This window comes from Mycolicibacterium chlorophenolicum, from assembly GCF_001044235.1.
GTDB lineage: Bacteria > Actinomycetota > Actinomycetes > Mycobacteriales > Mycobacteriaceae > Mycobacterium > Mycobacterium chlorophenolicum.
The window spans coordinates 47140-70623 of record NZ_JYNL01000069.1 but is presented as its reverse complement, the minus strand read 5'-3'; the positions used below and the strand labels follow the sequence as shown (position 1 = coordinate 70623).

The 23484-nt window shown below is 70.6% G+C and carries 18 protein-coding genes; 11 read left to right on the top strand and 7 right to left on the bottom strand.

The features are described from left to right. Entirely contained in the window at positions 1-1548 is a 1548-nt protein-coding gene (locus MCHLDSM_RS30095) for a GMC family oxidoreductase (RefSeq protein ID WP_048473465.1), read from the top strand. Here the strand turns inward: MCHLDSM_RS30095 and MCHLDSM_RS30090 are convergent. Together MCHLDSM_RS30090 and MCHLDSM_RS30085 are read right to left on the bottom strand one after the other, a co-directional pair. After that, entirely contained in the window at positions 1537-2892 is a 1356-nt protein-coding gene (locus MCHLDSM_RS30090) for an LLM class flavin-dependent oxidoreductase (protein WP_048473464.1), read from the bottom strand. The genes MCHLDSM_RS30095 and MCHLDSM_RS30090 overlap by 12 nt on opposite strands. A gap of 73 nt (positions 2893-2965) precedes the next feature. Further along, entirely contained in the window at positions 2966-4180 is a 1215-nt protein-coding gene (locus tag MCHLDSM_RS30085; protein WP_048473463.1) for an acyl-CoA dehydrogenase family protein, read from the bottom strand. 110 nt (positions 4181-4290) lie between these two features. On the opposite strand from MCHLDSM_RS30085, the gene MCHLDSM_RS30080 reads away from it, so the two are divergent. Continuing rightward, complete coding sequence (locus MCHLDSM_RS30080) at positions 4291-5571, top strand: alpha/beta fold hydrolase (protein WP_048473462.1); 1281 nt, start codon at positions 4291-4293, stop codon at positions 5569-5571. Here MCHLDSM_RS30080 and MCHLDSM_RS30075 read toward each other — a convergent pair. From MCHLDSM_RS30075 to MCHLDSM_RS30055, 5 genes are all read right to left on the bottom strand, one after another. Further along, positions 5558-7225, bottom strand: a complete 1668-nt coding sequence (locus MCHLDSM_RS30075) for an oligopeptide ABC transporter substrate-binding protein OppA (protein WP_048473461.1) — start codon at positions 7223-7225, stop codon at positions 5558-5560. The two genes, MCHLDSM_RS30080 and MCHLDSM_RS30075, sit on opposite strands and share 14 nt — an antisense overlap. Before the next feature lie 11 nt (positions 7226-7236). Further along, positions 7237-9075 carry an oligopeptide ABC transporter ATP-binding protein OppD gene (locus MCHLDSM_RS30070; RefSeq protein WP_048473460.1) on the bottom strand — a complete coding sequence of 613 codons (1839 nt, stop codon included), beginning with the start codon at positions 9073-9075 and terminating at the stop codon, positions 7237-7239. Continuing rightward, positions 9072-9959, bottom strand: a complete 888-nt coding sequence (locus MCHLDSM_RS30065) for an oligopeptide ABC transporter permease OppC (RefSeq protein ID WP_048473459.1) — start codon at positions 9957-9959, stop codon at positions 9072-9074. Before MCHLDSM_RS30065 ends, MCHLDSM_RS30070 begins: the two co-directional genes overlap by 4 nt. Continuing rightward, on the bottom strand, positions 9956-10933 hold the full coding sequence (locus MCHLDSM_RS30060) for an oligopeptide ABC transporter permease OppB (RefSeq protein WP_048473458.1): 978 nt from the start codon (positions 10931-10933) through the stop codon (positions 9956-9958). The genes MCHLDSM_RS30065 and MCHLDSM_RS30060 overlap by 4 nt, the downstream gene beginning before the upstream one ends. A gap of 73 nt (positions 10934-11006) precedes the next feature. Then, positions 11007-11564 carry a hypothetical protein gene (locus MCHLDSM_RS30055; RefSeq protein WP_234714241.1) on the bottom strand — a complete coding sequence of 186 codons (558 nt, stop codon included), beginning with the start codon at positions 11562-11564 and terminating at the stop codon, positions 11007-11009. A gap of 163 nt (positions 11565-11727) precedes the next feature. Between MCHLDSM_RS30055 and MCHLDSM_RS30050 the strand changes: the two genes are divergently transcribed. From MCHLDSM_RS30050 to MCHLDSM_RS30010, 9 genes are all read left to right on the top strand, one after another. Further along, a complete protein-coding gene (locus tag MCHLDSM_RS30050; RefSeq protein WP_048474085.1) occupies positions 11728-12432 on the top strand; it encodes a response regulator transcription factor in 705 nt (234 codons plus the stop codon). Further along, a complete protein-coding gene (locus MCHLDSM_RS30045) occupies positions 12410-14017 on the top strand; it encodes a sensor histidine kinase (protein ID WP_048474084.1) in 1608 nt (535 codons plus the stop codon). The genes MCHLDSM_RS30050 and MCHLDSM_RS30045 overlap by 23 nt, the downstream gene beginning before the upstream one ends. Positions 14018-14051: 34 nt before the next feature. Then, on the top strand, positions 14052-15911 hold the full coding sequence (locus MCHLDSM_RS30040) for a glycosyltransferase family 39 protein (protein ID WP_048474083.1): 1860 nt from the start codon (positions 14052-14054) through the stop codon (positions 15909-15911). Between the two features lie 20 nt (positions 15912-15931). After that, positions 15932-17221: a bifunctional glycosyltransferase family 2/GtrA family protein gene (locus MCHLDSM_RS30035; protein ID WP_048473456.1), complete on the top strand. Its 1290-nt coding sequence runs from the start codon at positions 15932-15934 to the stop codon at positions 17219-17221. Then, positions 17218-19110, top strand: coding sequence for an ArnT family glycosyltransferase (locus MCHLDSM_RS30030; protein ID WP_048473455.1), 1893 nt, complete (start codon positions 17218-17220; stop codon positions 19108-19110). The genes MCHLDSM_RS30035 and MCHLDSM_RS30030 overlap by 4 nt, the downstream gene beginning before the upstream one ends. Positions 19111-19236: 126 nt before the next feature. Then, entirely contained in the window at positions 19237-19728 is a 492-nt protein-coding gene (locus MCHLDSM_RS30025) for a beta-class carbonic anhydrase (RefSeq protein ID WP_048474082.1), read from the top strand. Between the two features lie 152 nt (positions 19729-19880). Then, complete coding sequence (gene cysD / locus MCHLDSM_RS30020; RefSeq protein ID WP_407661879.1) at positions 19881-20813, top strand: sulfate adenylyltransferase subunit CysD; 933 nt, start codon at positions 19881-19883, stop codon at positions 20811-20813. A gap of 61 nt (positions 20814-20874) precedes the next feature. Continuing rightward, entirely contained in the window at positions 20875-22722 is a 1848-nt protein-coding gene (cysN, locus tag MCHLDSM_RS30015) for a sulfate adenylyltransferase subunit CysN (RefSeq protein ID WP_048473454.1), read from the top strand. Further along, positions 22719-23459: a 3'(2'),5'-bisphosphate nucleotidase CysQ gene (locus tag MCHLDSM_RS30010; RefSeq protein ID WP_048418325.1), complete on the top strand. Its 741-nt coding sequence runs from the start codon at positions 22719-22721 to the stop codon at positions 23457-23459. Before cysN ends, MCHLDSM_RS30010 begins: the two co-directional genes overlap by 4 nt. The last annotated feature ends 25 nt before the right edge of the window (positions 23460-23484 follow it).

The following is a 23484-nucleotide window of genomic DNA, read 5'->3' as shown; positions in this document are numbered from 1 at the left end:
GTGGATGCCGACTACGTGGTGGTGGGGACGGGTTCGGCCGGCGCGGTGGTGGCCAACCGGCTCAGTGCCGATCCCTCCGTCCGGGTGGTGGTCCTCGAGGCCGGCAAGCGGGACCGCGACCCCTTCGTGCACATCCCGGCCGGCTTCTCGAAGCTGATGCGCGGTCCGCTGGACTGGGACTACCTGACCGAACCGCAGCAGGGCCTGGCCGGCAGGCGGGTGTACTGGCCGCGGGGCAAGATGCTCGGCGGGTCGTCGTCGATGAACGCGATGATGTGGGTGCCCGGCTTCGCCGCCGACTACGACGCCTGGGGCGAGCAGGCGGGCCCGTCATGGGACTACGCCCACCTCGAACCCTATCTGCGCCAGGTGGAGTCCGGTCCGCTCGTCATCTCCGAGCAGCGCAGCCCGCGCGCCTCGACCGCCGCGTGGCTGACCGCCGTGCGGGAGTGCGGCCACCGCGTCGAGGAGCCGACGTCAGCTCAGCCGCAAGGCTTTTGCCAGACCAGGGTCACGCAGCGGCGCGGCGCGCGGTGGAGCAGTGCCGACGCCTACCTGAAACCGAAGACGGTCCGCAAGCGCAAGAACCTGACCGTGCTCACCGAAGCGACCGCGAGGCGGGTGGTGTTCGCGGGGGACCGCGCGATCGGGGTCGAGTTCGACCACAAGGGCGGCCGCACCGTGGTCACCGCCCGGCGCGAGGTCGTGCTCTGCGCCGGGGCGATCAACACCCCGCAGTTGCTGATGCTCTCCGGCGTCGGCGACCACGACCAGCTCGCCCGCCACGGCATCACCACGGTCGCCCATCGACCGGCGGTCGGTGCAAACCTGCTCGACCACCTCGTCGTCCCGCTGGGCTTCGACGTGCCCTACGACACGCTGTTCGCCGCGGAGAAGCCGCTGGAGCTGCTCAACTATCTGCTGCGCCGCCGCGGCATGCTCACCTCCAACGTGGGGGAGGCGTACGGCTTCGTCAAGAGCAGGCCCGAGCTGGAGTTGCCCGATCTGGAGCTGATCTTCGCTCCCGCACCGTTTTTCGACGAGGCCATCGGCGATCCCTACCTCAACCACGCCGTCGTGATGGGCCCGATTCTGCTCACCCCGGCCAGCAGCGGTGTGATCGCGCTGCGCTCGGCGGACCCGTACGACAAGCCGCTGATCGATCCCCGCTATCTGACCGACCCGGCCGGCGCCGACCGCGAGGCGTTGATGGCAGGTCTGCGGATGTGCGCCGACATCGCGAGGTCGCCGGCGCTGCGCGGCACCATCGGCCGGATCGCCCGCCCGCTGGACGCGACCGAGCTCGACGACGACACGTTGGCGCGTGCGCTGGAGACGGTGTCGCACACCCTGTATCACCCCGTGGGCACCTGCCGGATGGGCACCGACGACGCCAGCGTCGTCGACCCGGAGCTGCGGGTGCGCGGCGTGCGCGCCCTGCGGATCGCCGACGCATCGGTGATGCCGACGCTCATCCGCGGCCACACCCACGCGCCGACGACGGTCGTCGGTGAAAAGGCCGCCGACCTGATCCGCTCAGCTCACTGACTGCAACCGCTGCGGCGCGTCGAACGTCACCGGTCCCAGGCCGAGATGGTCGCGCAGCGTGTTCCCGGTGTACTCGGTGCGGAACAGCCCGCGCCGCTGCAGCTCCGGGACCACCGCGTCGACGAAATCGTTGAAGGTGCCCGGTGTCTGGGCCGCCGACACCATGAACCCGTCGGCCTCACCGGCCCGGAACGACTCCTCGATCTGGTCGGCGACCTGGCTGGCGGTCCCCACGAACTGCGGCAGCAGCACCCCCTGGGCGTACCAGTTCCCGATGTCGCGCAGCGTCAGGTTGTCCCGGTTGGCGACCCGTCGGGCGGTGTCGAACAGCCCCTGGGTGCCGCTGACGGTGACGTCCTCGACCGGGGCGTCGAGGTCGTAGACCGAGAAGTCGTGGTCGGTGTGCACCGACAGCGTGATCAGCCCGGAGATCGGGTCGGCCAGTTCGTTGTGGAACGCCTGCTTCTCCCGGGCGATCGACTCGGTCTCCCCGATGAAGGGGATGAACGCCGGGAAGATCAGCACCCGGTCGGGGTCGCGGCCGAGGTCTGAGGCGCGGGACTTGATGTCGTCGTAGTAGGCGCGCCGGCCCTCGGGCGTCGGGTCGATCTCGAAGATCGCCTCGGCCCACCGCGCGGCGAAGTCCCGGCCCGTCGCGGACGACCCGGCCTGGATCAGCACCGGACGGCCCTGCGGCGAGTGCGGCACGTTCAGCGGTCCGCGGGTGCGGAAGTACTCGCCGTCGTGGTCCACGCGCCGGATGCGCGCCGGGTCGGCGAACACGCCGGACTCCTTGTCCAGCACCAGCGCGTCGGGATCCCAGCTGGACCACAGTTCCAGTGCGGTGCGGACGAATTCGTCGGCCCGCTGGTAGCGGTACTCGTGGGCCAGGTGGTCGTCGTGCCCGAAGTTCTGCGCCTCACTCTGCGTCAGCGAGGTCACGATGTTCCACGCCACCCTGCCCGCGGTGATGTGGTCGAGGCTGGCGAAGATCCGCGCCAATTCGTACGGGTGGAAGTAGGTCGCCGACTTGGTGATCGCGACCCCGAGCTTGGAGGTGACCGCCCCGATGCTGGCCGCCACGATCGAGGGATCCAGGGTCGCGGTGGCCTGCGTTCCGCGCCGCAGCGGTTCGGCGATGTCGTCGCCGTAGCGCACCGGCGCGGCCAGCAGGTCGGCGAAGAACACGAAGTCGAACTTGCCGCGTTCCAGGATGCGTCCGATCCGGTGGTAGTAGTCGGGTGTGGTGAACCGGGTGTCGCTGGCGGGATGACGCCAGGCGGCGTGGGAGTGGGTGACCTGCGAGGCGATCTGGAATCCGCCCAGGTGCAGTTGTCGGCTCATGATGAGGGTCCTTTTCTGCGATTTCGGCGTGCTTGGTCGCGCTCACCGCAACCCAGCACGCCGAAATCGCGGTTCAGAAGTAGGCGTTGGCGGGCAGGGCGGTGCCGTGCAGGAGGTTCTGGCCGATCGCGCGCGCCTTCAGTCCCACCGGGTTGTGCAGCGTGATGGTGCGGATGTTGCGCCAGTGCCGGTCGAGGTTGCGTGTCCTGCTCGACGCGCTCGCCCCGCCCAGCTCGAGCAGCCGCGTCGCCGCCTCGGGCGCCACCGCGTCGAGGTGGACCTTGACCTTGGCGACCTTGAGCTGCGCCTCGGTCGCCAGGTCGGCGTCGGGCACGCCGGTGGCGGTCTGCGAGTCGGTGGCGGCACCGATGGCGGCGGCCGCGTCGAGCACGGCCGCGCGGGCGATGAACGCGGTGCTCGCGATCTCGCCGAGCTGGCGCTGCAGCAGCGGATCCTCTGTGGGCCGTTCGGCGACGGCGTGGCTGAAACTGCGCTCCCGGGAGCGCAGCAGTGCCACACCGTCGTCGACCACCGACTCGAGGATCCCGGCCACCACGGCGTGGATGAACAGCTGCAGCGACGCGTACTGCACCGTCGGCTCCGGTTCGGCGTCGTACGGCGAGTCGCTCAGCAGCTCGTCGGGGGCCACCGCCACGTCGCTGAACACCGTGGTGCCGGTACCCGTGCGGCGCTGCCCGAAGCCGTCCCAGTCGTCGATCAGCCGCACCCCGGTCCGGTCGGCGGGCACCACGACGGTGGCCACCGAGTCGTGGTCGGTGGTGGCGGCGACGGTCAGGTAGTCGGAGAACAGGGTGCCGGTGCTGTAGAACTTCTCCCCGTCGAGGCGGTAGCCGCCGTCGGCGGGCAGCAACCGGGTGTTGAACACCAGGCTGCCGACCGCGTTGGCGCCCTTCTCGCTGAACGCGTTGCCGAACGTCTTGCCCTCGGCGACCTTGGCCAGCCACGCCTGCGAGGTGGGCTCGTCGGCGGTGCGCAACCTCTCCTCGACGAACCAGAAGTGGGTCCGGAAGATGTGCGCCACAATCGGATCCGCGCGCGCGACGTCGATGATCGTGGAGAACAGTTGCGGCACAGTCAATCCCGGACCGCCGAAGCGTTCGGGTAGGCGCAGGGCGCCGAAGCCGGCCCGCTTCAGCGCGATCACCTGGTCAAAGGGGTTCTCGTCGTTGCGATCTCGATCGCTGGCACCGGCGCCGATCTCGGCGAGCAGCGCCGCGAATTCGGCGGAATCGGGGAGCAGTGCGTGTGCGTGGTCCACGGAGGTCATGGGATCAATGTGTACCGGCGGGCCGCGGCGCAGCGCACGTCTTTGGATCAGCCCGAACCGAACCGGTACCGGTGTGACCGACCTGCGGGAACGGGGCACAATGGGGCGCGATGACGATGAACGCCAAGCGTCGCCGGGCGCACGCCAAGCTCGCCGCGCTGCCGGGGGTCCGGCCGGTGCGCCGGCCGTTCGGGACCGGTGCCGCGACCGGCGGTGACGACGAGTTCGACGTCTACTACGTGCGGGCCGGCCGCAAGTCCGCCCACCCGCTGCTGGTCATCCCGGGTGGGCCCGGTGCCGCCTCGGTCGCGCTGTACCGGGGGTTCCGGCGGCGCGCCGCGGTCGCGGGCCTCGACGTGATCATGGTCGAGCACCGCGGCGTCGGGCTGTCCCGGCACGACGACCGGGGCGCCGACCTGCCGCCGGAGGCGCTGACCGTGCGGGCCGTCGTGGACGACCTCGCCGCCGTGCTCGACGACGCCCAGGTCGACAAGGCCGTCGTCTACGGCGCGTCCTACGGCACCTACCTGGCCGCCGGGTTGGGGGTCTCCCATCCGTCGCGGGTGCGCGCCATGGTCTTGGACTCGCCGCTGCTGTCGTGCGCCGACATCGCCGAGGTGCGGGCCCAGACCCGCCGGGTGCTGTGGGACGGCGTGGGAGACGGCAGCGGGCCCGGAACCGCGGACCTGGCCGCCAAGGTGCGCCGGCTGGTCGGTGACGGGGTGGTGACGTCCAAGGACGTCCAGCTGATCGGCGACATGTACGGCGTCGCGGGCCCGGAGGTGCTGTGCCGGCAGCTGAACCTGCTGCTGGCCGGTCACGACTGGTTATGGGCGGCGGTCGGGTTCGGAGCGCGCAACCTCCTCGAACGCAAGACCCCGTACCAGCACGAGCCGGACCTGGTCGAACGCATCGCCTACCGGGAGCTGAACTACGGCGCCGAACCCGACGGCAAGCCCCTGGACCCGGCCATCGCCCTGCGCGAGATGGCCGGCGGCGACGTCGAATTCGAGGCCGAACCCTACGACCTCGCGTCGGCGATGCCGGGCTTCAGCTGGCCCACCGCGGTGCTCTCGGGCGGGCGCGACCTCACCACTCCGCCGGCTGTCGCGCGCCAGGTCGCCGGCTTGATTCCCGACTCGGTGCTCGTCGATCTGCCGACGGCCGGGCACAGCATGCTCGACACCCGCGAACACGCGGCCCTGCAGGTGTGCCGGGCCGTGGTCGGCGGGAAGATCCACGAACTCCCCTCGCGCGGGGCCGAACTCGACCGGCTGCCGGCCAATCTCAGCGTGCGGCTACTGGTGGCCGCGATCCGGCTGGCCGCCATGGCGGAGGGCAGGGTGCCCGATGCGGTACCGCGGGTGGTGCGCCAGGTCAGTCCTTCATGAACCCGACGGCCGTGTAGTTGATGTCGCCGATGCCGGCCGGGCCGTAGTTGGCCAGCGTGCTCTTCACCGCGACGTTGCCCGGCGCCTGGAACAGCGGCAGGCTGAACACCTCCTGCCAGAGCATCGTGTCGAGCTCGTTGGCCAGCGTGCGGGCCTTGGCCGCGTCCAGCTCGGAGAGGGTCTGTTCGATTTTGGCGTCGATCTCGGGGGTGCCGATCTTGCCGTAGTTGCTCTCGCCCCGCGACGCGTAGATCTGGCTCAGGCCGGACAACGGAAAAGCATCGCCGCCCCAGGCGAATTGGACGACATCGAAGTTGCCGGGCGTGACGAAGTCGGGGAACAGCTTGCCGCCGGCGGCAGGGACCAGCTGGAGGTCGACACCGATCTGCGCCAGGTTGTTCTGCGCGATCGTCGCGATCTGACGCGTGCTCTGGCCGTCGTAGAACACGTTGCGCACGGTGAGCCGGCTGCCGTCTTTTTCCCGGAACTGGCCGTTGAGTCGCCAGCCCAGTGCATCGAGTTCCCGCTTGGCCCCTTCGGGATCGAAGCCGATGGCGTTGTCCTGGTAGCCCTCCTGGCCCGCCACGTAGATGTGGTTGTTCAACGGCACCGGCTTGTCGACGAGGCCGTTCTGGGCGACGTTGACGACGGCCTGCCGGTCGATGCCCTTGGCGATCGCCATCCGCAGCGCCGGGTCCGCGAGGATCGAACCGGGCGCGCCGTTGAACGTCAGGTGGTACCAGCTCGCCGAGGGCGCCCGCCGGATCGCGATGCCGGGCGTGCGGCGGGCGATGGTCAGCTCGTCGAGGGACGCGACGCCGGTGGCGTCGAGCGCGTTGTTCTGCAGCGCGGGGATGCGGGCCGCGTCGTCGAGCACGCTGTAGGTGACCGAGTCCAGCAGCGGGGGCGTTCCCCACCACTTCGGATTGCGCGTCAACGTGATCCGCTGCGCCGCCCGGTCGACGGTGCCGACCATGAACGGCCCCGCCGAGGGCGGGGGAGTGTCGCGGAACCCGGTGTTGAACGCCTCGGGTGTCCCGGTCAGTTCCTTGGGGAACAGCATGCCGTTGCCGGCGAACATGCCTTTCCAGTCCGCGTAGTGCTTGGCGAACGTGACGATCGCCTGCCGATCGTCGACACCCTTGGTCACCGAGGCGACGCGCTCACTCCCGTTGGGCGCGGCGAACAGGAAGCTCTTGTCCTTGCCACTGGTCGCATTGATCTGGGCGGCGATGTCCTCCCAGGTGACGGGCCTGCCGTTGCTCCACACCGCCTTCGGGTTGATGGTGTAGGTGACGACCTGCGGATCGGTGCTCGTCAGCTCGACATTGGTGAAGAAGTCGCTGTTGACGGTCATCTGCCCGTCGGGCTTGATGAAGAAGGCGCGCGGCAGCGTCCAGCGGTACATCGAGCCGATCTCGCCGAGGTTGCCGTCGATGTGCAGGTTGTTGAAGTTCGCCGGGAAACCGGTCAGGGCAAGCCGGAGATTTCCGCCCTGCTGGAGCGTCGTGGGGTCCTGCGGGTTGATGTCGGCGGTCGCGCCGAGTTCGGCATTGCCACCCGCGGACGGGACCGGCTGCGACGAGCCGGAACAGCCCGTCAGGACCAGGGCCGCGGTCAGCCCGACGGCGAGCAGTCGCAGAAGCAGGGTCATGCGGACAGACTCTAACCGGGATCGGGCTGCGGCCGGGGGACTGCCGCGAGCAACCGCCGCGTGTACTCGTCGCGCGGGTCGCCGAACACCGACTCGCTGCTGCCCTGTTCGACGATGCGGCCCCGGTGCATCACCGCGACGTCGTGGGCCAGGTGCTTGACCACCGACAGGTCGTGGGAGACGAACAGGTAGGCCAGGCCGAACCGGTCCTGCAGGTCGAGCAGCAGATTGATGATGCCCGCCTGGATCGACACGTCCAGCGCCGACACCGGCTCGTCGAGCGCCAGGATCTTCGGCTGCAGCGCCAGCGCGCGGGCGATGCCGATGCGCTGCTTCTGCCCGCCGGAGAACTCCGCCGGGTAGCGGCCGGCGTCCTCGCGGCGCAGTCCCACGAGCGTCAGCAATTCGGCGACCCGCTCGTCGATGGCTGCTTTGTCGGATCCCTTGGCCTGCAAGGGTTCTGCCAGGACATCGAAGACCGGCAGGCGCGGGTCCAGCGATGCGACCGGATCCTGGAACACCACCTGCAGGTCGCCGCGCAGGGCCCGGCGGCCGGCACGGTCGAGCGTCGCGACGTCGGCGCCGAGCACCTCGATGCTGCCGTGCTGCGGCGCGGCCAGTCCCAGGATCTGGTGCAGCGTGGTCGATTTGCCCGATCCGGACTCGCCGACGATGCCCAGCGTCCGGCCCTGCCGCAGCGTCAGGTCGACACCGTCGACCGCACGGACCTCGCCGACCTTGCGACGCAACACCACACCCTTGGTCAGCGGGAAGGTCTTCACCAGGTCGCGCACCGCGAGCACCACGGGCCGCTCGCCGCTGTCCGCGGCGGCCGGTGCCGGTGCGGTCGACACGCTGAAGATGTCGGCCGCGCTGCGACCGGAGACGTCCGCGTGCCGGATGCACGCGACCCGGTGGTCGGGCCCGACGGTTTCCAGCGCCGGCTCGGCGGTACTGCATTCTTCGACGGCCAACGGGCAGCGCGGTGTGAACGGACAGCCTGCGGGCAGCGCCGCCAGCGACGGGGGAGCGCCCGGGATCGGCACCAGCCGCGCGCCCTGCGGCGCGTCGAGGCGCGGGACCGAGCCGAGAAGGCCTGCGGTGTAGGGCATTCGGCGCTCGGTGTAGAGGTCGGCGACGGGTGCCGTCTCGACGGCCCGGCCCGCGTACATCACGAGTGCCCGGTCGGCGAATTCCGCGACGACGCCGAGGTCGTGGGTGATGATCAGCACCCCCGCGCCGGTGACATCGCGGGCGGTACGCAGCACGTCGAGGATCTGGGCCTGCACGGTGACGTCCAGCGCGGTGGTCGGCTCGTCGCAGATCAGCAGGTCGGGATCGTTGGCGATCGCGATGGCGATCACCACCCGTTGGCGTTCCCCGCCGGAGAGCTCGTGCGGGAACGCCCGGGCCCGCTGCGCGGGCTGGGAGATGCCGACCAGCTCCAGCAGTTCGACCGCACGGGCACGGGCGGCGCTACGACTCACGTCGCGGCGATGGATACGGATCGCCTCGGCGATCTGGTCACCCACCGTGTAGACCGGGGTCAGCGACGACATCGGATCCTGGAAGACGGTGCCGATCTTCGCGCCGCGCACCCGCGACATCTCGGCGTCGGACCCGGTGAGCAGTTCCTGACCGTGCAGCCGCACCGACCCGGACACCTCGGCGTATTCGGGCAGCAGCCCGACGACGGCCATCGCGCCCGCCGACTTGCCCGCGCCGGATTCGCCGACCAGGGCGACCACCTCGCCGGAGTCGACGTCGTAGTCCAGGCCGCGCACCGCGGCCACCCGTTCGGTGTCGGTGGGGAACGTGACGGTCAGCCCGCGCACCTCGAGCAGGCTCATCGGCGTGCCCCCCGCCGCCGGGCCGGCCGCACCCCCGGGTCGAGCGCGTCGCGCAGCGCGTCCCCGATCAGGTTGGCGCACAGCACGATCAGCACCAGCACGCCGGCGGGGAACAGGAACACCCACGGGAACGTCGTCACCGAACCCGTGCCTGCCGCGATCAGCGTGCCCAGTGACACGTCGGGCGGTTGCACCCCGAAACCGAGGAAGCTGAGCCCGGTTTCGGCGAGGATCGCGACCCCGACGTTCAGCGTGGTGTCGATGATCAGGATGGACGCCACGTTCGGCACGATGTGGCGGGCGATGATCCGCCGGTTGCTCACCCCCATATAGCGTGCGGCGGCGACGAATTCGCGGTCGCGCAGGCTCATCGTCAACCCGCGGACCATGCGCGAGCTGATCATCCAGCTGAACGCGGCCAGCAGCACGATGAGCCAGACCACGGTGCCGCTGCCCCGGGTGCTCGGGGTGACGATCGCGATCAGGATGAAGCCCGGCACGACGAGCAGCAGGTCGACGAACCACATCAGCACGGTGTCGCGCCAGCCGCCGAAGTAACCGGCGACGGCGCCCACCGTCGCGGCGACCAGCGTGGAGATGACCGCCACGCAGACGCCGATGATCAGCGATTTCTGCATCCCGCGCAGGGTCTGGGCGAGCAGGTCCTGACCCAGCGCGTTGGTGCCGAACCAGTGCTGGGGCGACGGCGGCTGCTGCAGTGCGTAGTAGTCGAGGTCGGTGTAGGAGTAGGGCAGCAGCGGGGGCAGCGCCCAGCAGCCGACGAACAGGACGATCAGCACCACCATCGACACCATCGCCGGCCGGTTCGCGCGGAAGCGACGCCACACCAGCGTGCGTCGGGTGACGAACTGCGGTGCGGTCACGAGACACGCACCCGCGGATCGAGGGCGGCGTAGATGACGTCCGACAGCAGTCCGCCGAGCAGGATCGTGGTGCCGGAGAACACCGTGAACGCGACGACGATGTTGGTGTCCTGGGCCGAGATGCCCTGCACGAACCACTCGCCCATGCCGTGCCAGCCGAAGATCTTCTCGACGAACACCGCGCCGGTGACCAGACCGCTGATGCCGTAGGCGAACAGCGTGGCCATCGGGATCAGCGCGGTGCGCAGCCCGTGCTTGAACAGCGCCTGACGACGGGTCAGCCCCTTGGCCCGCGCGGTCCGGATGAAGTCCTGCCCGAGCACGTCGAGCATCGCGTTGCGCTGATAGCGGCTGAAGCCGGCGATCGAGGCCAGGGCCAGCGTGGCGGTCGGCAGCACCAGGTGCTGGAGCCGGTCGACGAACTGGTTCCATCCGCCGCCGACCGCGTCCGACGACGTCTCGCCGGTGTACTCGAACAGCTGCACGCCGAGCACCGAGTTGACCTTCAGCGCGCCGAGGATGAGCAGGTTGGCGACCACGAACGTGGGGGCGCTGATCACCAGCAGCGAGAGCACCGTGATCACGCGGTCGGACAGTCGGTACTGCCGGACCGCGCCCCAGGCACCGACCACGACGCCGATGATCGTGCCCAGCACCGAGCCGATCACGACGAGCCGCAGGCTCACCCCGACGCGCCGCCACAGCTCGTCATTGATCGGTTGGCCGGTGACCGTGGTGCCGAAGTCGCCGCGCACCGCGCCGGACACCCACTGCGCGTACCGCAGCGGGATCGGCTGATCCAGACCGAGTTCGGCCGCCTTGGCGTCGATCACCGCCTGGGGCGGGCGCGGGTTGCGCTCCAGCAGGCTGTCGAGCGGGTGGAAGGTCAGCGAGGTCAGGCTGAACGCCAGGAACGACGCGAGCCCCAGCAGCACCAGATAGTTCAGCAGCCGACGCGCGAGGAAGCGGGTCATCCGGCGGGTCCGCCTCGGCGCAGCATGGGCACAGGTTAGGAGATGTGACCGCCGGTCAGCGCGTCGACGCCCGTCACCGCGGCGCGGCGGCCCCCGGCGGACCCATGCCGGGAGCCTCCCGCGGGTCCAGGATCTCGGTGATCCGGACGGCGCCGGCCTCGCCGTCGCGGACCGCGCGGATCGTCACCTGATCGTCGACGGCCGGGGCGCGCAGCCCGGCGTCGATCGTGTACTGCTGGCTGAAGCCGTCGGCGCTGCGCACCGTCACCGACGTCGGCGCCACCGCCGTCACCGTGCCGGTCTGGATCAGCAGCGTCGTGAACCCGCCGTCGGTGGCCGGCACCACGAACTGGCCGTGCAGCGCCGGACCCCGGGTCTCACCGGGCCCGCCCTGACCGTCCGGCGGTCCACCCGGCGGGGGAAACCCGGGCGGGCCGAACGCATGGCTGCCCATCGGGCCCGCCCCGTGCGCCGACTGCCCGGTCGCCGCGTAGATCGCGGCGCCACCGAGGCCGGCGATCACCGCCGCGATACCCACCGCCACTACGGTCTCCCGTGCTCCCCACCGGCGCGGTTCGGGCTGCGGGGCGCCCCAGGCGGCGTCGTCGAACGTCACGTGATCAGCACTCATCCCACCACGATGACGGTCCAAGATGTGTGCGGGCTGTGCGCCGGGGGTTCACAGCGCGCGCATAGGAACGACACAGTCGGCACCTAGCGCGCGCGCCCATAATGGGGCGGTGGCCAACCCTCTGGACACCGGGACGACCGGTACCGACGCCGCCCGGGTGGCGATGCGCCGCGCCGACGGCAGCCCGGTGCACGTCCTCGTCGTCGATGACGAACCGGTGCTGGCCGAACTCGTGTCGATGGCGCTGCGCTATGAGGGCTGGGACATCTCGACAGCCGGTGACGGCGCCACGGCGATCGCGCTGGCGAAGGACAATCCACCCGACGTCGTCGTGCTCGACGTGATGCTGCCCGACATGAGCGGTCTTGACGTGCTGCACCAGCTGCGCCGTCAGATTCCCGGCCTGCCCCTGCTGCTGCTCACCGCCAAGGACTCGGTCGAGGATCGCATCGCCGGGCTGACCGCCGGTGGCGACGACTACGTCACGAAGCCGTTCAGTATCGAAGAGGTGGTGCTGCGGCTGCGGGCGCTGCTGCGCCGCACCGGGGTGAGCACCGAGACGGGCGGGGCCACCATCGTCGTCGGCGACCTGGTGCTCGACGAGGACAGCCACGAGGTGACCCGAGCGGGTGAGGTCATCACGCTGACCGCGACCGAGTTCGAGCTGCTGCGGTTCATGATGCGCAATGCCAAACGGGTGCTGAGCAAGGCCCAGATCCTCGACCGGGTGTGGAGCTACGACTTCGGCGGGCGGTCCAACATAGTCGAGCTGTACGTGTCCTACCTGCGCAAGAAGATCGACAGCGGCCGCGAGCCGATGATCCACACGCTGCGTGGCGCCGGGTATGTCCTCAAGCCCGCGCGCTGAGCGGTCGCGCCTGCGCGTGATCGCCTCGCCGCGCAGCTGGTCGTTGCGCGCCCGGCTGCTCGTCACCCAGGTCGTCCTGCTGGCCGTGGTCTGCGCCGGCATCGGCCTGGCGACCGAGTTCGCGCTGCAACGCTTCCTGATGAACCAGCTCGACGAGCAGGTGGTCGAGGCGGGCAGGCGCTCGTCGGTGATCTACCAGTTCGGCCCGCCCCCGCCGCCGCCGGACATCGGGACCTCCGACGGGACGATGGACCCGCCCCTGCCCCGGCCGTCGCGGCGCCTGATGATCCGCGACAACGAAGGTCCCGGCCCGGAGTTCCTCAACGCGCCCGGGCAGGCCATCCTGACCGTCGGCGCCGTCGTCGCAGGCGGGCGGGTGCTCGACGCCGGGATGATCACCACCGACGGCGCCCGCGCCGCGATCCCCGCCGCCGCGGCCGCGCAGCTCGCCGAACTGCCGGCCGACGAACGCCCCGTCACCGTCGACCTCGACGGCCTGGGCCGCTACCGGGTGGTCAGCTTCCCCGCGCACCACCCCGGCCAGTCCGTCGTCGCCGGGCTGCCGACCAGCGACGTCGACGACACCATGCTGTGGGTCGCGGCGATCTTCTGCATCGTCGCCGCAGTCGCGCTGGTCGGCGCCGGCACCGCCGGCGTGGTGATCATCCGTCGTCAGCTCGCCCCGCTGGCCCGCGTCTCGGCCGCAGCGCAGCAGGTCGCCGACCTCGAACTCGACCGCGGTGAGGTGCGGTTGCCCACCCCGATCGTCAAGGTCGATCCCGCCGCGGCGAACACCGAGGTCGGGCAGCTGGGCTCCGCGCTGAACCGGATGCTCGACCGGATCGCCGGGGCGCTGTCGGCGCGCCACGCGAGTGAGACCCGGGTGCGCCAGTTCGTCGCCGACGCCAGCCACGAGCTGCGCACACCTTTGGCCGCGATCCGCGGCTACACCGAACTGGCGCAGCGCAAGCACGACGAACTGCCCGACGACGTCGCCCATGCGATGAGCCGTGTCGAGTCGGAGACCGAGCGGATGACGCGCCTGGTGGAGGACATGCTGCTGCTGGCCCGGCTGGACACCGGCCGCCCGCTCGAGCGGGAGCCCGTCGACCTCAGCCGCCTGATCGTCGACACCGTCAGCGACGCGCACATCGCCGGCCCCGACCACACGTGGGAACTGGATCTGCCCGACGAGCCGGTCGCGGTGCCCGGCGACGAGGCGCGGCTGCACCAGGTGCTGGCCAACCTGCTGGCCAACGCCCGCACCCACACCCCGCCCGGCACGACGGTGACGACGTCGCTGACCGTCGACGACCGCGGTGCCGCCGTGCTGACGGTGCTCGACGACGGCCCGGGGATTCCGGTGTGGCTGCAGCCGGAGGTGTTCGAGCGGTTCGCGCGCGGGGACTCGTCGCGGTCCCGGCGGGGCGGCAGCACCGGTCTGGGTCTGGCCATCGTGGCCGCGGTGGTGCGGGCGCACGGGGGCACGATCGTCGTGCACAGCGTGCCCGGCCGGACGGAATTCGTGGTCACGCTTCCCGGTGATTCACAGCCAAGGCACAGCGGAGGCCCATCAGAGGCCTAGCGGGGCCGCCGATGATCGACCTGTGACCTTGCTGATGTCGGCCGAGCAGACGCGAACTCGGCCGATCCGGGCCGCAGGAGCACGAGGTCGCGTCTGCTCGCCCGCCCTGGTCGCGCTGCTGATCGGCACCGCCGTGCTGTACCTGTGGGACCTCGGCGCCTCGAAGTGGGCCAACGCGTTCTACGCCGCCGCGGTGCAGGCCGGTTCCACCGATGCCACCGCGATGCTGTTCGGCTCCAGCGATGCGGCCAACGCGATCACCGTCGACAAGACCCCCGCGGCGCTGTGGGTGATGGACCTCTCGGCGCGGCTGTTCGGCTTCAACCCCTGGAGCATGCTGGTGCCCCAGGCGCTGATGGGCGTGGCGGCGGTGGCGCTGATCTACGCCGGCGTGTGCCGGCTGCTCGGGCCCGGGGCCGGCCTGCTGGCCGGCGCGATCCTCGCGCTGACGCCCGTGGCGGCGCTGATGTTCCGCTTCAACAACCCCGACGCACTGCTGGTGCTGATGCTCGTTGTCTCCGCCTACTGCACGCAGCGCGCCTGCGAGAAGGACGCCAGCCGGTGGTGGCTGGTCGCGGCGGGCGCGGCCGTCGGGTTCGGCTTCCTGGCGAAGATGCTGCAGGCGCTCCTCGTGCTGCCGGCGCTCGCCGCGGCCTACCTGCTCGCCGGGCACCGGCCGCTGCGCACACGCCTCCTCGACACCGTCGTCGCGGCGCTCACGGTCGTCGTGTCGGCCGGGTGGTACGTCGCGCTCGTCGAGCTCTGGCCGGCCGCGGCCCGGCCCTACATCGGCGGCTCGCAGCACAACAGCATCGTCGAACTGGCCCTGGGCTACAACGGTGTCGGCCGGCTCACCGGCAATGAACCCGGCGGGCTGGGCAACCTCAATCACGACGTCGGGTGGGGCCGGCTGCTCGGCTACGGGATGGGCGCCGACATCGGGTGGCTGCTGCCCGCCGCGGCGATCTGCATCGCCGCCGGGGTCGTACTCACCCGGCGCGCTCCCCGCACCGACCCCACCCGCGCGGCGCTCGTGCTGTGGGGCGGGTGGCTGGCCGTCACCGCCGTGGTGTTCAGCTTCATGAACGGCATCGTGCACCCCTATTACACCGTGGCGCTCGCGCCCGCGATCGCCGCCGGCATCGGCATCGGCGCAACGTTGTTGTGGCGCAACCGAACCGACATCCGCGCGGCGACGGCGCTGGCAGGCACGGTCGTGGTCACGGTGGTGCTCGCCGCGCAACTGCTGTCCCGCACCGCGGACTGGATGCCGTGGCTGCGGGCGGCCGTCGCGGTCGGCGGTGTGGGAGCCGCGGCACTGATCCTCGTCGCGGGTCGGCTGGGTCCGGTCGCCGCGCGCGTCGTCGCGGGCGTGGCCGTCGTGTCGTGTCTGGCCGCGCCCGCCGCGTACGCGGTGGCCACCGCAGCGACCCCGCACAGCGGCGCGCTCCCGTCGGTGGGCCCCGCGCGCGGCGGCGGTTTCAGCGGCGGTGGGCTGTTGAGCTCACCGACGCCGCGGCCCGACCTGATCAGGGTGCTCTCCGCCGACGCCGGCCGCTTCACCTGGGCCGCCGCGGTGGTCGGGTCCAACAACGCCGCCGGCTACCAACTGGCCACCGGCGCACCGGTGATGGCGGTGGGCGGGTTCAACGGCACCGATCCCTCGCCGACGCTCGACCAGTTCGTCCGTGCCGTGTCGGAGGGCCGGATCCACTACTTCATCCAGGGCCGGGTGATGACGATGGGTCGCTCCGACGCCAGCGAGGCGAAGGAGTCGGTCGCGATCCGGAACTGGGTCGACGCGCACTTCCCGGCCCAGACCGTCGACGGCACGGTCATCTACGACCTGACCGCCGACATCTCACAGCCGGCGCATAGCGCGGGCCAACGATGAGCACACCTGCGCGGCCGACCATGGACGTCATGACAGACATCGAGCTCGTGGCCGAGACACGTTGCGGCCGAATTCCGTTCGAACGCCGACCGCATGCCGCGCGGACCGCGCGCGCCACCGGGGCGCCCGTGCTGGACGTCGTCGTTCCCGTCTACAACGAACAGGTGGCGCTGTCCGCCTCGGTGCGCCGGCTGCACCGCTACCTGCGCGACGCGGTGCCGTTCCCGGCGCGGATCACGATCGCCGACAACGCCAGCACCGACGACACCCCGCGTATCGCCGCGGCGCTGGCCGCGGAGCTGACCGACGTGCGGGTCGTGCGCCTCGAGCAGAAGGGCCGCGGCCGCGCGTTGCACCACGTGTGGTCGACCTCCGACGCGGCCGTGCTCGTCTACACCGACGTCGACCTCTCGACCGACCTCGCCGCGCTGGGACCGCTGGTGGCCCCGCTGATCTCAGGGCACTCCGACCTGGCGATCGGCACCCGGCTGGCACGCGGCGCGCAGGTGACCCGCGGCCCGAAGCGGGAGATCATCTCCCGCTGCTACAACTTCATCCTGAAATCCACGCTGTCGGCCGGCTTCTCGGATGCGCAGTGCGGATTCAAGGCCATCCGCGCCGACGTGGCGGCACGCCTGCTGCCGCACGTGGAGGACACCGGCTGGTTCTTCGACACCGAGCTGCTGGTGCTCGCCGAGCGCAGCGGTCTGCGCATCCACGAGGTGCCCGTCGACTGGGTCGACGACCCCGACAGCCGCGTCGACATCGTGGCGACGGCCGCAGCCGACCTGCGGGGCATCGGCCGGCTGCTGCGGGGCTTCGCTACCGGCGCCATCCCGGTGAACACCATTGCGGCGCAACTGGGTTCGTCTCGTGAATCGGCACCGCCCAGCTCACTGTTGCGGCAGGTGGTGCGGTTCGGTGCGGTCGGCGTCGCCTCCACCGCGGCCTACGTGCTGCTGTTCGTCCTGCTGCAGGGCGCCGTCGGCGCGCAGCTGGCGAACCTGTTCGCGCTGCTGCTCACCGCCGTCGGGAACACCGCGGCCAACCGTCGCTTCACCTTCGGAGTCGCCGGGCGTGCCCGGCTGGCCCGGCATCATCTCGAGGGGCTGCTGGTCTTCGGCATCGCCCTGACCATCACCAGCGGAGCCCTGAGCCTGCTGCACGCCACCGCTGCGGCACCCCACCGCATGGTCGAGCTCGCCGTGCTCGTCGCGGCCAATCTGCTCGCCACCGTGGTCCGCTTCGTCCTGCTGCGTGGCTGGGTCTTCCACCCGCGCCGCACCGTCACAGAAGGAATCGCCCGATGACTCTCACCGCTGACACCCCGGTGAGCACCACGTCCGCCCCTCCGCCCGAGCGGTCGAACCGCTGGACACGTGCCGGCCTGGTGGCGCTGCTGGCCGGCACCGCGGTGCTCTACCTGTGGGGCCTGGGCTCCTCGGGCTGGGCCAACGACTTCTACGCCGCCGCCGCGCAGGCCGGCACCCAGAGCTGGAAGGCATGGTTGTTCGGCTCGCTGGACGCGGGCAACGCGATCACCGTCGACAAGCCGCCCGCCGCCATCTGGGTGATGGCTCTGTCCGGCAGGCTTTTCGGCTTCAGCCCGTTCACGATGCTGCTGCCCCAGGCCCTGATGGGCGTGGCGTCCGTCGGCGTCCTCTACGCCGCGGTGCGTCGGGTCAGCGGTCCCGGTGCGGGCCTGCTCGCGGGCTTGGCGCTGGCGGTCACGCCGGTGGCGGCCTCGATGTTCCGGTACAACAACCCCGATGCGCTGTTGGTGCTGCTGCTCGTGGTGGCCGCGTACCTGATGGTGCGGGCGATCGAGACCGGCGGCACGCGCTGGGTGGTGGGCGCCGGTGTGGTGCTCGGCTTCGCGTTCCTGACCAAGATGCTGCAGGCGTTTCTCGTGGTGCCCGGTCTGGCGCTGGCGTTCCTGGTCGCCGCGCCGGTCGCGTTCTGGCCCCGGGTCGGCAAGCTGGCTGCGGGGGCGGCCGCGATGATCGCGACCGCGGGCCCGTTCCTGGCGCTGGTGAGCCTGTGGCCCGCCGACTCGCGGCCCTACATCGGCGGCTCAACGGACAACAGTCTGTTGCAACTCGCGCTGGGCTACAACGGGATTCAGCGCGTGATGGGCCGCGAAGGGGGGATGCCCGGCGGAGGCGATCGCCCCGGTGGGGGAGCGGCCCTGTTCTTCGGCGGTGAGCCCGGCATCGGCCGCATGTTCGGGGCGTCGTTCGGCGCCGAGGCGTCGTGGCTGCTGCCCGCCGCGCTGATCGGACTTCTCGTCGGCCTGTGGTTCACCCGCCGCACCGCCCGGACGGCGGCCGTCCGCGCGAGCCTGCTGCTGTGGGGCGGATGGTTGCTGGTCACCGCCGTCGTCTTCAGCTTCATGGACGGGACGATCCACCCGTACTACACGCTGGCGCTGGCGCCCGCGGTGGCGGCGCTGGTCGGCATCTGCGTGACCGAACTGTGGCGCGGCAGGCGGTTCTGGGCGTCGCGCGCGGTGCTGGCCGCGATGTCGGCGGTCACCGGGGTGTGGTCGTTCATCCTGCTCGACCGGGCTCCCGACTGGCAGCCGTGGCTGCGGTGGGTGGTGCTGGTCGGTTCGATCATCGTGGCCGCGATCATCGCCGCCGGTGTGCACCGGCTCGGCCGGCTCACCGTCGCGGTGGCCGCCGCGGCCATCCTGCTCGGCGGTGCCGGGTCGGCGGCGTACGCGATCGAAACCGCGGCGCACGCCCCCAGCGGGCCGGGCGCCATGGCGGGCCCGGCGGCTGCCCACGCCGACTTCGGCTTCGGCGGCCCGGGCGGCCAGGGCGGCCTCGGCGGCCCCGGTGGCCCCGGCGGCTTCGGGAAGGCGGTCTCCGAGAACACCGCACTGCAGAACCTCGTGAAGGCGACCGACAATCGCTGGGCCGCGGCCAGTGTGGGCTCCATGACCGCGGGCAGCCTGGAGTTGCAGACGGGCACCTCGGTGATGGCGATCGGCGGCTTCACCGGCAGCGACAACTCGCCTACGTTGGCGCAGTTCCAGGCCTATGTGGCCGACGGGCAGGTGCGCTACTTCATCGCCGGCGGACACCGCGGCCCGGGCGGCGACTCCGGCGCGGCGGCGGAGATCACCGCGTGGGTCGAGAAGACCTTCACCCCGATGGACGTCGGCGGCACCACGGTCTACGACCTCGCGCGCTGACCGAGCGTGAAGGTGTCGTCACGCTGGGCGTCCAGCGTGAAGGCACCTTCACACTCGCCGCGAGACCTTGCGCGCTGACTGATTCTTACCCGTGACATGGCGCGGCCGTCCCCCTACGGTCGCGCCATGTCGGTGACAGACGAGTACCTGAAGAACAACGAGGAGTACGCGAAAGCGTTCTCCGGCCCGCTGCCGCTGCCGCCCAGCAAGCACGTCGCGGTGGTCGCCTGCATGGACGCGCGGCTCGACGTGTACCGCGTCCTCGGGCTCTCCGACGGCGAGGCGCACGTCATCCGCAACGCCGGCGGCGTCGTCACCGACGACGAGATCCGCTCGCTGGCGATCAGCCAGCGTCTGCTCGGCACCCGGGAGATCATCCTGATCCACCACACCGACTGCGGCATGCTGACCTTCACCGACGACGAGTTCAAACGCGCCATCCAGGAGGAGACCGGCATCAAGCCGGAGTGGGCCGCCGAATCGTTCGGTGATCTCGCCGAGGACGTCCGGCAGTCGCTGCGCCGCATCGAGGCCAGCCCGTTCGTCACCAAGCACGAGTCGCTGCGCGGTTTCGTGTTCGACGTCGCGACCGGCAAGTTGGACGAAGTCACGCTGTAGCCGACGCGACTGTGGGCCTCGGGGACGCCTGGGGCCGGTCTCGCGTGCGCAGCACTCACACTCGCGCTCACCGTTGACACATCCGCCGGTCGGCGGCTACATTCCCCGTTGATGATCGTAAATCTGGTCAAATCAACCAACTTTGCAGGGAAATGATGACCGCGACCGAACAGATCGCCCCCACCGCGGGGCGCTACGAGCTGAGCCACCTGCGCGCGCTGGAGGCCGAGGCGATCCACATCATCCGGGAGGTGGCCGCCGAATTCGAGCGTCCGGTGCTGCTGTTCTCGGGCGGCAAGGACTCCATCGTCATGCTGCACCTGGCGATCAAGGCGTTCCGGCCCGGCCGGCTGCCGTTCCCGGTGATGCACGTCGACACCGGCCACAACTTCGACGAGGTGCTGCAGGCGCGCGACGAGCTGGTCGCCGAGTCGGGCGTGCGCCTGGTGGTGGCGAAGGTGCAGGACGACATCGACGCCGGCCGGGTGGTCGAGACGATCCCGTCGCGCAACCCGATGCAGACGTTCACGCTGTTGCGCGCCATCCGGGAGAACAAGTTCGACGCCGCGTTCGGCGGCGCGCGCCGCGACGAGGAGAAGGCCCGCGCCAAGGAGCGGGTGTTCAGCTTCCGCGACGAGTTCGGCCAGTGGGACCCGAAGAACCAGCGGCCCGAGCTGTGGAGCCTCTACAACGGCAGGCACCGCAAGGGCGAGCACATCCGCGCGTTCCCGCTGTCCAACTGGACCGAGTTCGACATCTGGTCCTACATCGGCGCCGAGAAGATCAAGCTCCCGTCGATCTACTACGCGCATCAGCGCAAGGTGTTCGAGCGCGACGGGATGCTGCTGGCGGTGCACAAGTTCCTGCAGCCCCGCAAGGACGAGCAGGTGGTCGAGAAGACCGTGCGGTTCCGCACCGTCGGTGACGTCACCTGCACCGGCTGCGTCGAGTCGGCTGCGGCGACGGTCAGCGAGGTCATCGCCGAGACGGCGGTGTCCCGGCTGACCGAGCGGGGCGCGACCCGTGCCGATGACCGGATCTCCGAAGCCGGGATGGAAGACCGCAAGCGCGAGGGGTATTTCTGATGGCCGGGGCGAGCGCAGCGACGGGATTTGTTGAAGCTTGCGCGAAGAACAAAGGATTCTGATGGCGACCACACTGCTGCGCATCGCGACCGCCGGTTCGGTCGACGACGGCAAGTCCACGCTGATCGGCCGGCTGCTCTACGACAGCAAGGCCGTCATGGAGGACCAGCTGGCTTCGGTCGAGCGCACCTCACGCGAACGCGGTCACGACTACACCGACCTGGCCCTGGTCACCGACGGGCTGCGGGCCGAGCGGGAACAGGGCATCACGATCGACGTGGCCTACCGCTACTTCGCCACGGCCAAGCGGAAATTCATCATCGCCGATACGCCGGGCCACATCCAGTACACCCGGAACATGGTCACCGGGACGTCGACCGCGCAGCTGGCGATCGTGCTCGTCGACGCCCGCCACGGTCTGCTAGAGCAGTCGCGACGGCACGCGTTCCTGGCGTCGTTGCTCGGGATCCGCCACATCGTGCTGGCCGTCAACAAGATGGACCTGGTCGACTGGAATCAGGAACGGTTCGAGAAGATCCGCGACGACTTCCACGAATTCGCGGCGCGCCTGGACGTCCAGGACGTCACCACGATCCCGCTGTCGGCGCTCAACGGCGACAACGTAGTCACCAAGTCCGACGTCACCCCGTGGTACGACGGCCCGGCGCTGCTCAGTCATCTCGAAGACGTCTACATCGCGGGGGACCGCAACCTCGTCGACGTCCGGTTCCCGGTCCAGTACGTGATCCGGCCGCAGACCCGCGAGCACGCCGATCACCGCAGCTATGCCGGCACCGTGGCGAGCGGCGTGATGCGGCCCGGCGACGAGGTCGTCGTGCTGCCGACGGGCAAGACGTCGCGGATCACCGCGATCGAGGGCCCCGGTGGCCCTGTGCAGGAAGCGTTCCCGCCGATGGCGGTTTCGGTCAGCCTGGCCGACGACATCGACATCTCGCGCGGTGACCTGATCGCCCGCCCCAACAACCAGCCGCGCGTCACCCAGGATTTCGACGCGACGGTGTGCTGGATGGCCGACGAGGCGTCGCTGGAGCCCGGCCGGGACTATCTGATCAAGCACACGACCAGGACCACGCGCGTGCGGGTCACCGCGCTGGACTACCGGCTCGACGTCAACACCCTGCACCGCGACAAGACCGCGACGGCGCTGAAACTCAACGAGCTGGGTCGGGTGTCGTTGCGCAGCCAGGTGCCGTTGCTTCTCGACGAGTACAGCCGCAATGCCGCGACCGGATCGTTCATCCTCATCGACCCGAACACCAACGGCACCGTCGCGGCGGGGATGATCCTGCCGTACCTGAGCGCGCGGACAGCGAGCCCGAACACCGTGCGGCACCAGTCGCTGTGCACCGCCGAGGACCGGCTGTCCAAGGGCCGCACCGTGTGGTTCACCGGCCTGTCGGGCTCCGGTAAGTCCTCGGTCGCGATGCTGGTCGAGCAGAAGCTCCTCGAAAAAGGCGTTCCCGCTTATGTTCTCGACGGGGACAATCTGCGCCACGGCCTCAACGCCGACCTCGGCTTCTCGATGGCCGACCGCGCCGAGAATCAGCGCCGGCTCGCCCACGTCGCGGCCATCCTCGCCGACTCCGGCCAGGTGGTGCTCGTCCCGGCGATCAGCCCGCTCGAGGAGCACCGCGCGCTGGCGCGTGAGGTGACCTGCGCGGCGGGGCTGGACTTCTTCGAGGTGTTCATGGACACTCCGCTCGAGGACTGCGAGCGCCGCGACCCGAAAGGGCTGTACGCCAAGGCCCGCGCCGGGGAGATCACCCATTTCACCGGCATCGACAGCCCCTACCAGCGACCGAAGGACCCGGATTTGCACCTGACGCCCGAGCATTCCCTCGACGCACTGGCCGACCGGGTCATCGAGCTGCTGGAAACCACTCCGTGACCGCGACCGATCACGAGGTGGCCGCGCGGCTGGCCACCGAGGCGGGCACGCTGCTGCTCGACGTGCGCGCCGAGTTCGCCGATGCGAGCTCCGACGAGCGGAAGGCGGCGGGGGACAAGCGGTCTCACGACTTCCTGATGGAGGCGCTGGCCGCCGAGCGGCCCGATGACGCGGTGCTCTCCGAAGAGGGTGTGGACGATCCGGTGCGGCTGTCGGCCACCCGCGTGTGGATCGTCGACCCGTTGGACGGCACCCGGGAGTTCTCCGAACTGGGCCGCACCGACTGGGCCGTGCACGTGGCGCTGTGGGAGTCCGGTGAGCTCGTGGCCGGCGCGGTGGCGCTGCCGGCCCAAGGCATCACGCTGGCCACCCCGACGGTGCCCGCGCCGCCCGCCCAACCCGGGGCGCCGCGCGTCGTCGTGTCGCGGACCCGGCCGCCGGCCGTCGCGCTGGAGGTCAAGGACGCCCTCGACGGCACGCTCGTCGAAATGGGCTCGGCCGGTGCGAAAGTCGCGTCGGTGGTGCAGGGCCTCTCGGATGTGTACGTGCACGCGGGCGGTCAGTACGAGTGGGACTCCGCGGCGCCCGTCGCGGTCGCCCGGGCGGCCGGGCTGCACACGTCCCGCATCGACGGCTCGCCGCTGATCTACAACCAGCGCGACTCCAAGCTGCCGGACCTGATCGTGTGCCGGCCCGAGCTGGCCGATGCGGTGCTGGCGGTCACGGCCCGGCGGTAGGCTGCGGACGTGGCTGAACCCCGTT

Coding starts and splice junctions, on each gene's coding strand:
- MCHLDSM_RS30090 (WP_048473464.1), bottom strand. CDS start 2,892: ATGAGCCGACAACTGCACCTGGGCGGATTCCAGATCGCCTCGCAGGTC.
- MCHLDSM_RS30085 (WP_048473463.1), bottom strand. CDS start 4,180: ATGACCTCCGTGGACCACGCACACGCACTGCTCCCCGATTCCGCCGAA.
- MCHLDSM_RS30080 (WP_048473462.1), top strand. CDS start 4,291: ATGACGATGAACGCCAAGCGTCGCCGGGCGCACGCCAAGCTCGCCGCG.
- MCHLDSM_RS30075 (WP_048473461.1), bottom strand. CDS start 7,225: ATGACCCTGCTTCTGCGACTGCTCGCCGTCGGGCTGACCGCGGCCCTG.
- MCHLDSM_RS30070 (WP_048473460.1), bottom strand. CDS start 9,075: ATGAGCCTGCTCGAGGTGCGCGGGCTGACCGTCACGTTCCCCACCGAC.
- MCHLDSM_RS30060 (WP_048473458.1), bottom strand. CDS start 10,933: ATGACCCGCTTCCTCGCGCGTCGGCTGCTGAACTATCTGGTGCTGCTG.
- MCHLDSM_RS30055 (WP_234714241.1), bottom strand. CDS start 11,564: ATGAGTGCTGATCACGTGACGTTCGACGACGCCGCCTGGGGCGCCCCG.
- MCHLDSM_RS30050 (WP_048474085.1), top strand. CDS start 11,728: ATGCGCCGCGCCGACGGCAGCCCGGTGCACGTCCTCGTCGTCGATGAC.
- MCHLDSM_RS30045 (WP_048474084.1), top strand. CDS start 12,410: ATGTCCTCAAGCCCGCGCGCTGAGCGGTCGCGCCTGCGCGTGATCGCC.
- MCHLDSM_RS30040 (WP_048474083.1), top strand. CDS start 14,052: ATGTCGGCCGAGCAGACGCGAACTCGGCCGATCCGGGCCGCAGGAGCA.
- MCHLDSM_RS30035 (WP_048473456.1), top strand. CDS start 15,932: ATGGACGTCATGACAGACATCGAGCTCGTGGCCGAGACACGTTGCGGC.
- MCHLDSM_RS30030 (WP_048473455.1), top strand. CDS start 17,218: ATGACTCTCACCGCTGACACCCCGGTGAGCACCACGTCCGCCCCTCCG.
- MCHLDSM_RS30025 (WP_048474082.1), top strand. CDS start 19,237: ATGTCGGTGACAGACGAGTACCTGAAGAACAACGAGGAGTACGCGAAA.
- cysD (WP_407661879.1), top strand. CDS start 19,881: ATGATGACCGCGACCGAACAGATCGCCCCCACCGCGGGGCGCTACGAG.
- cysN (WP_048473454.1), top strand. CDS start 20,875: ATGGCGACCACACTGCTGCGCATCGCGACCGCCGGTTCGGTCGACGAC.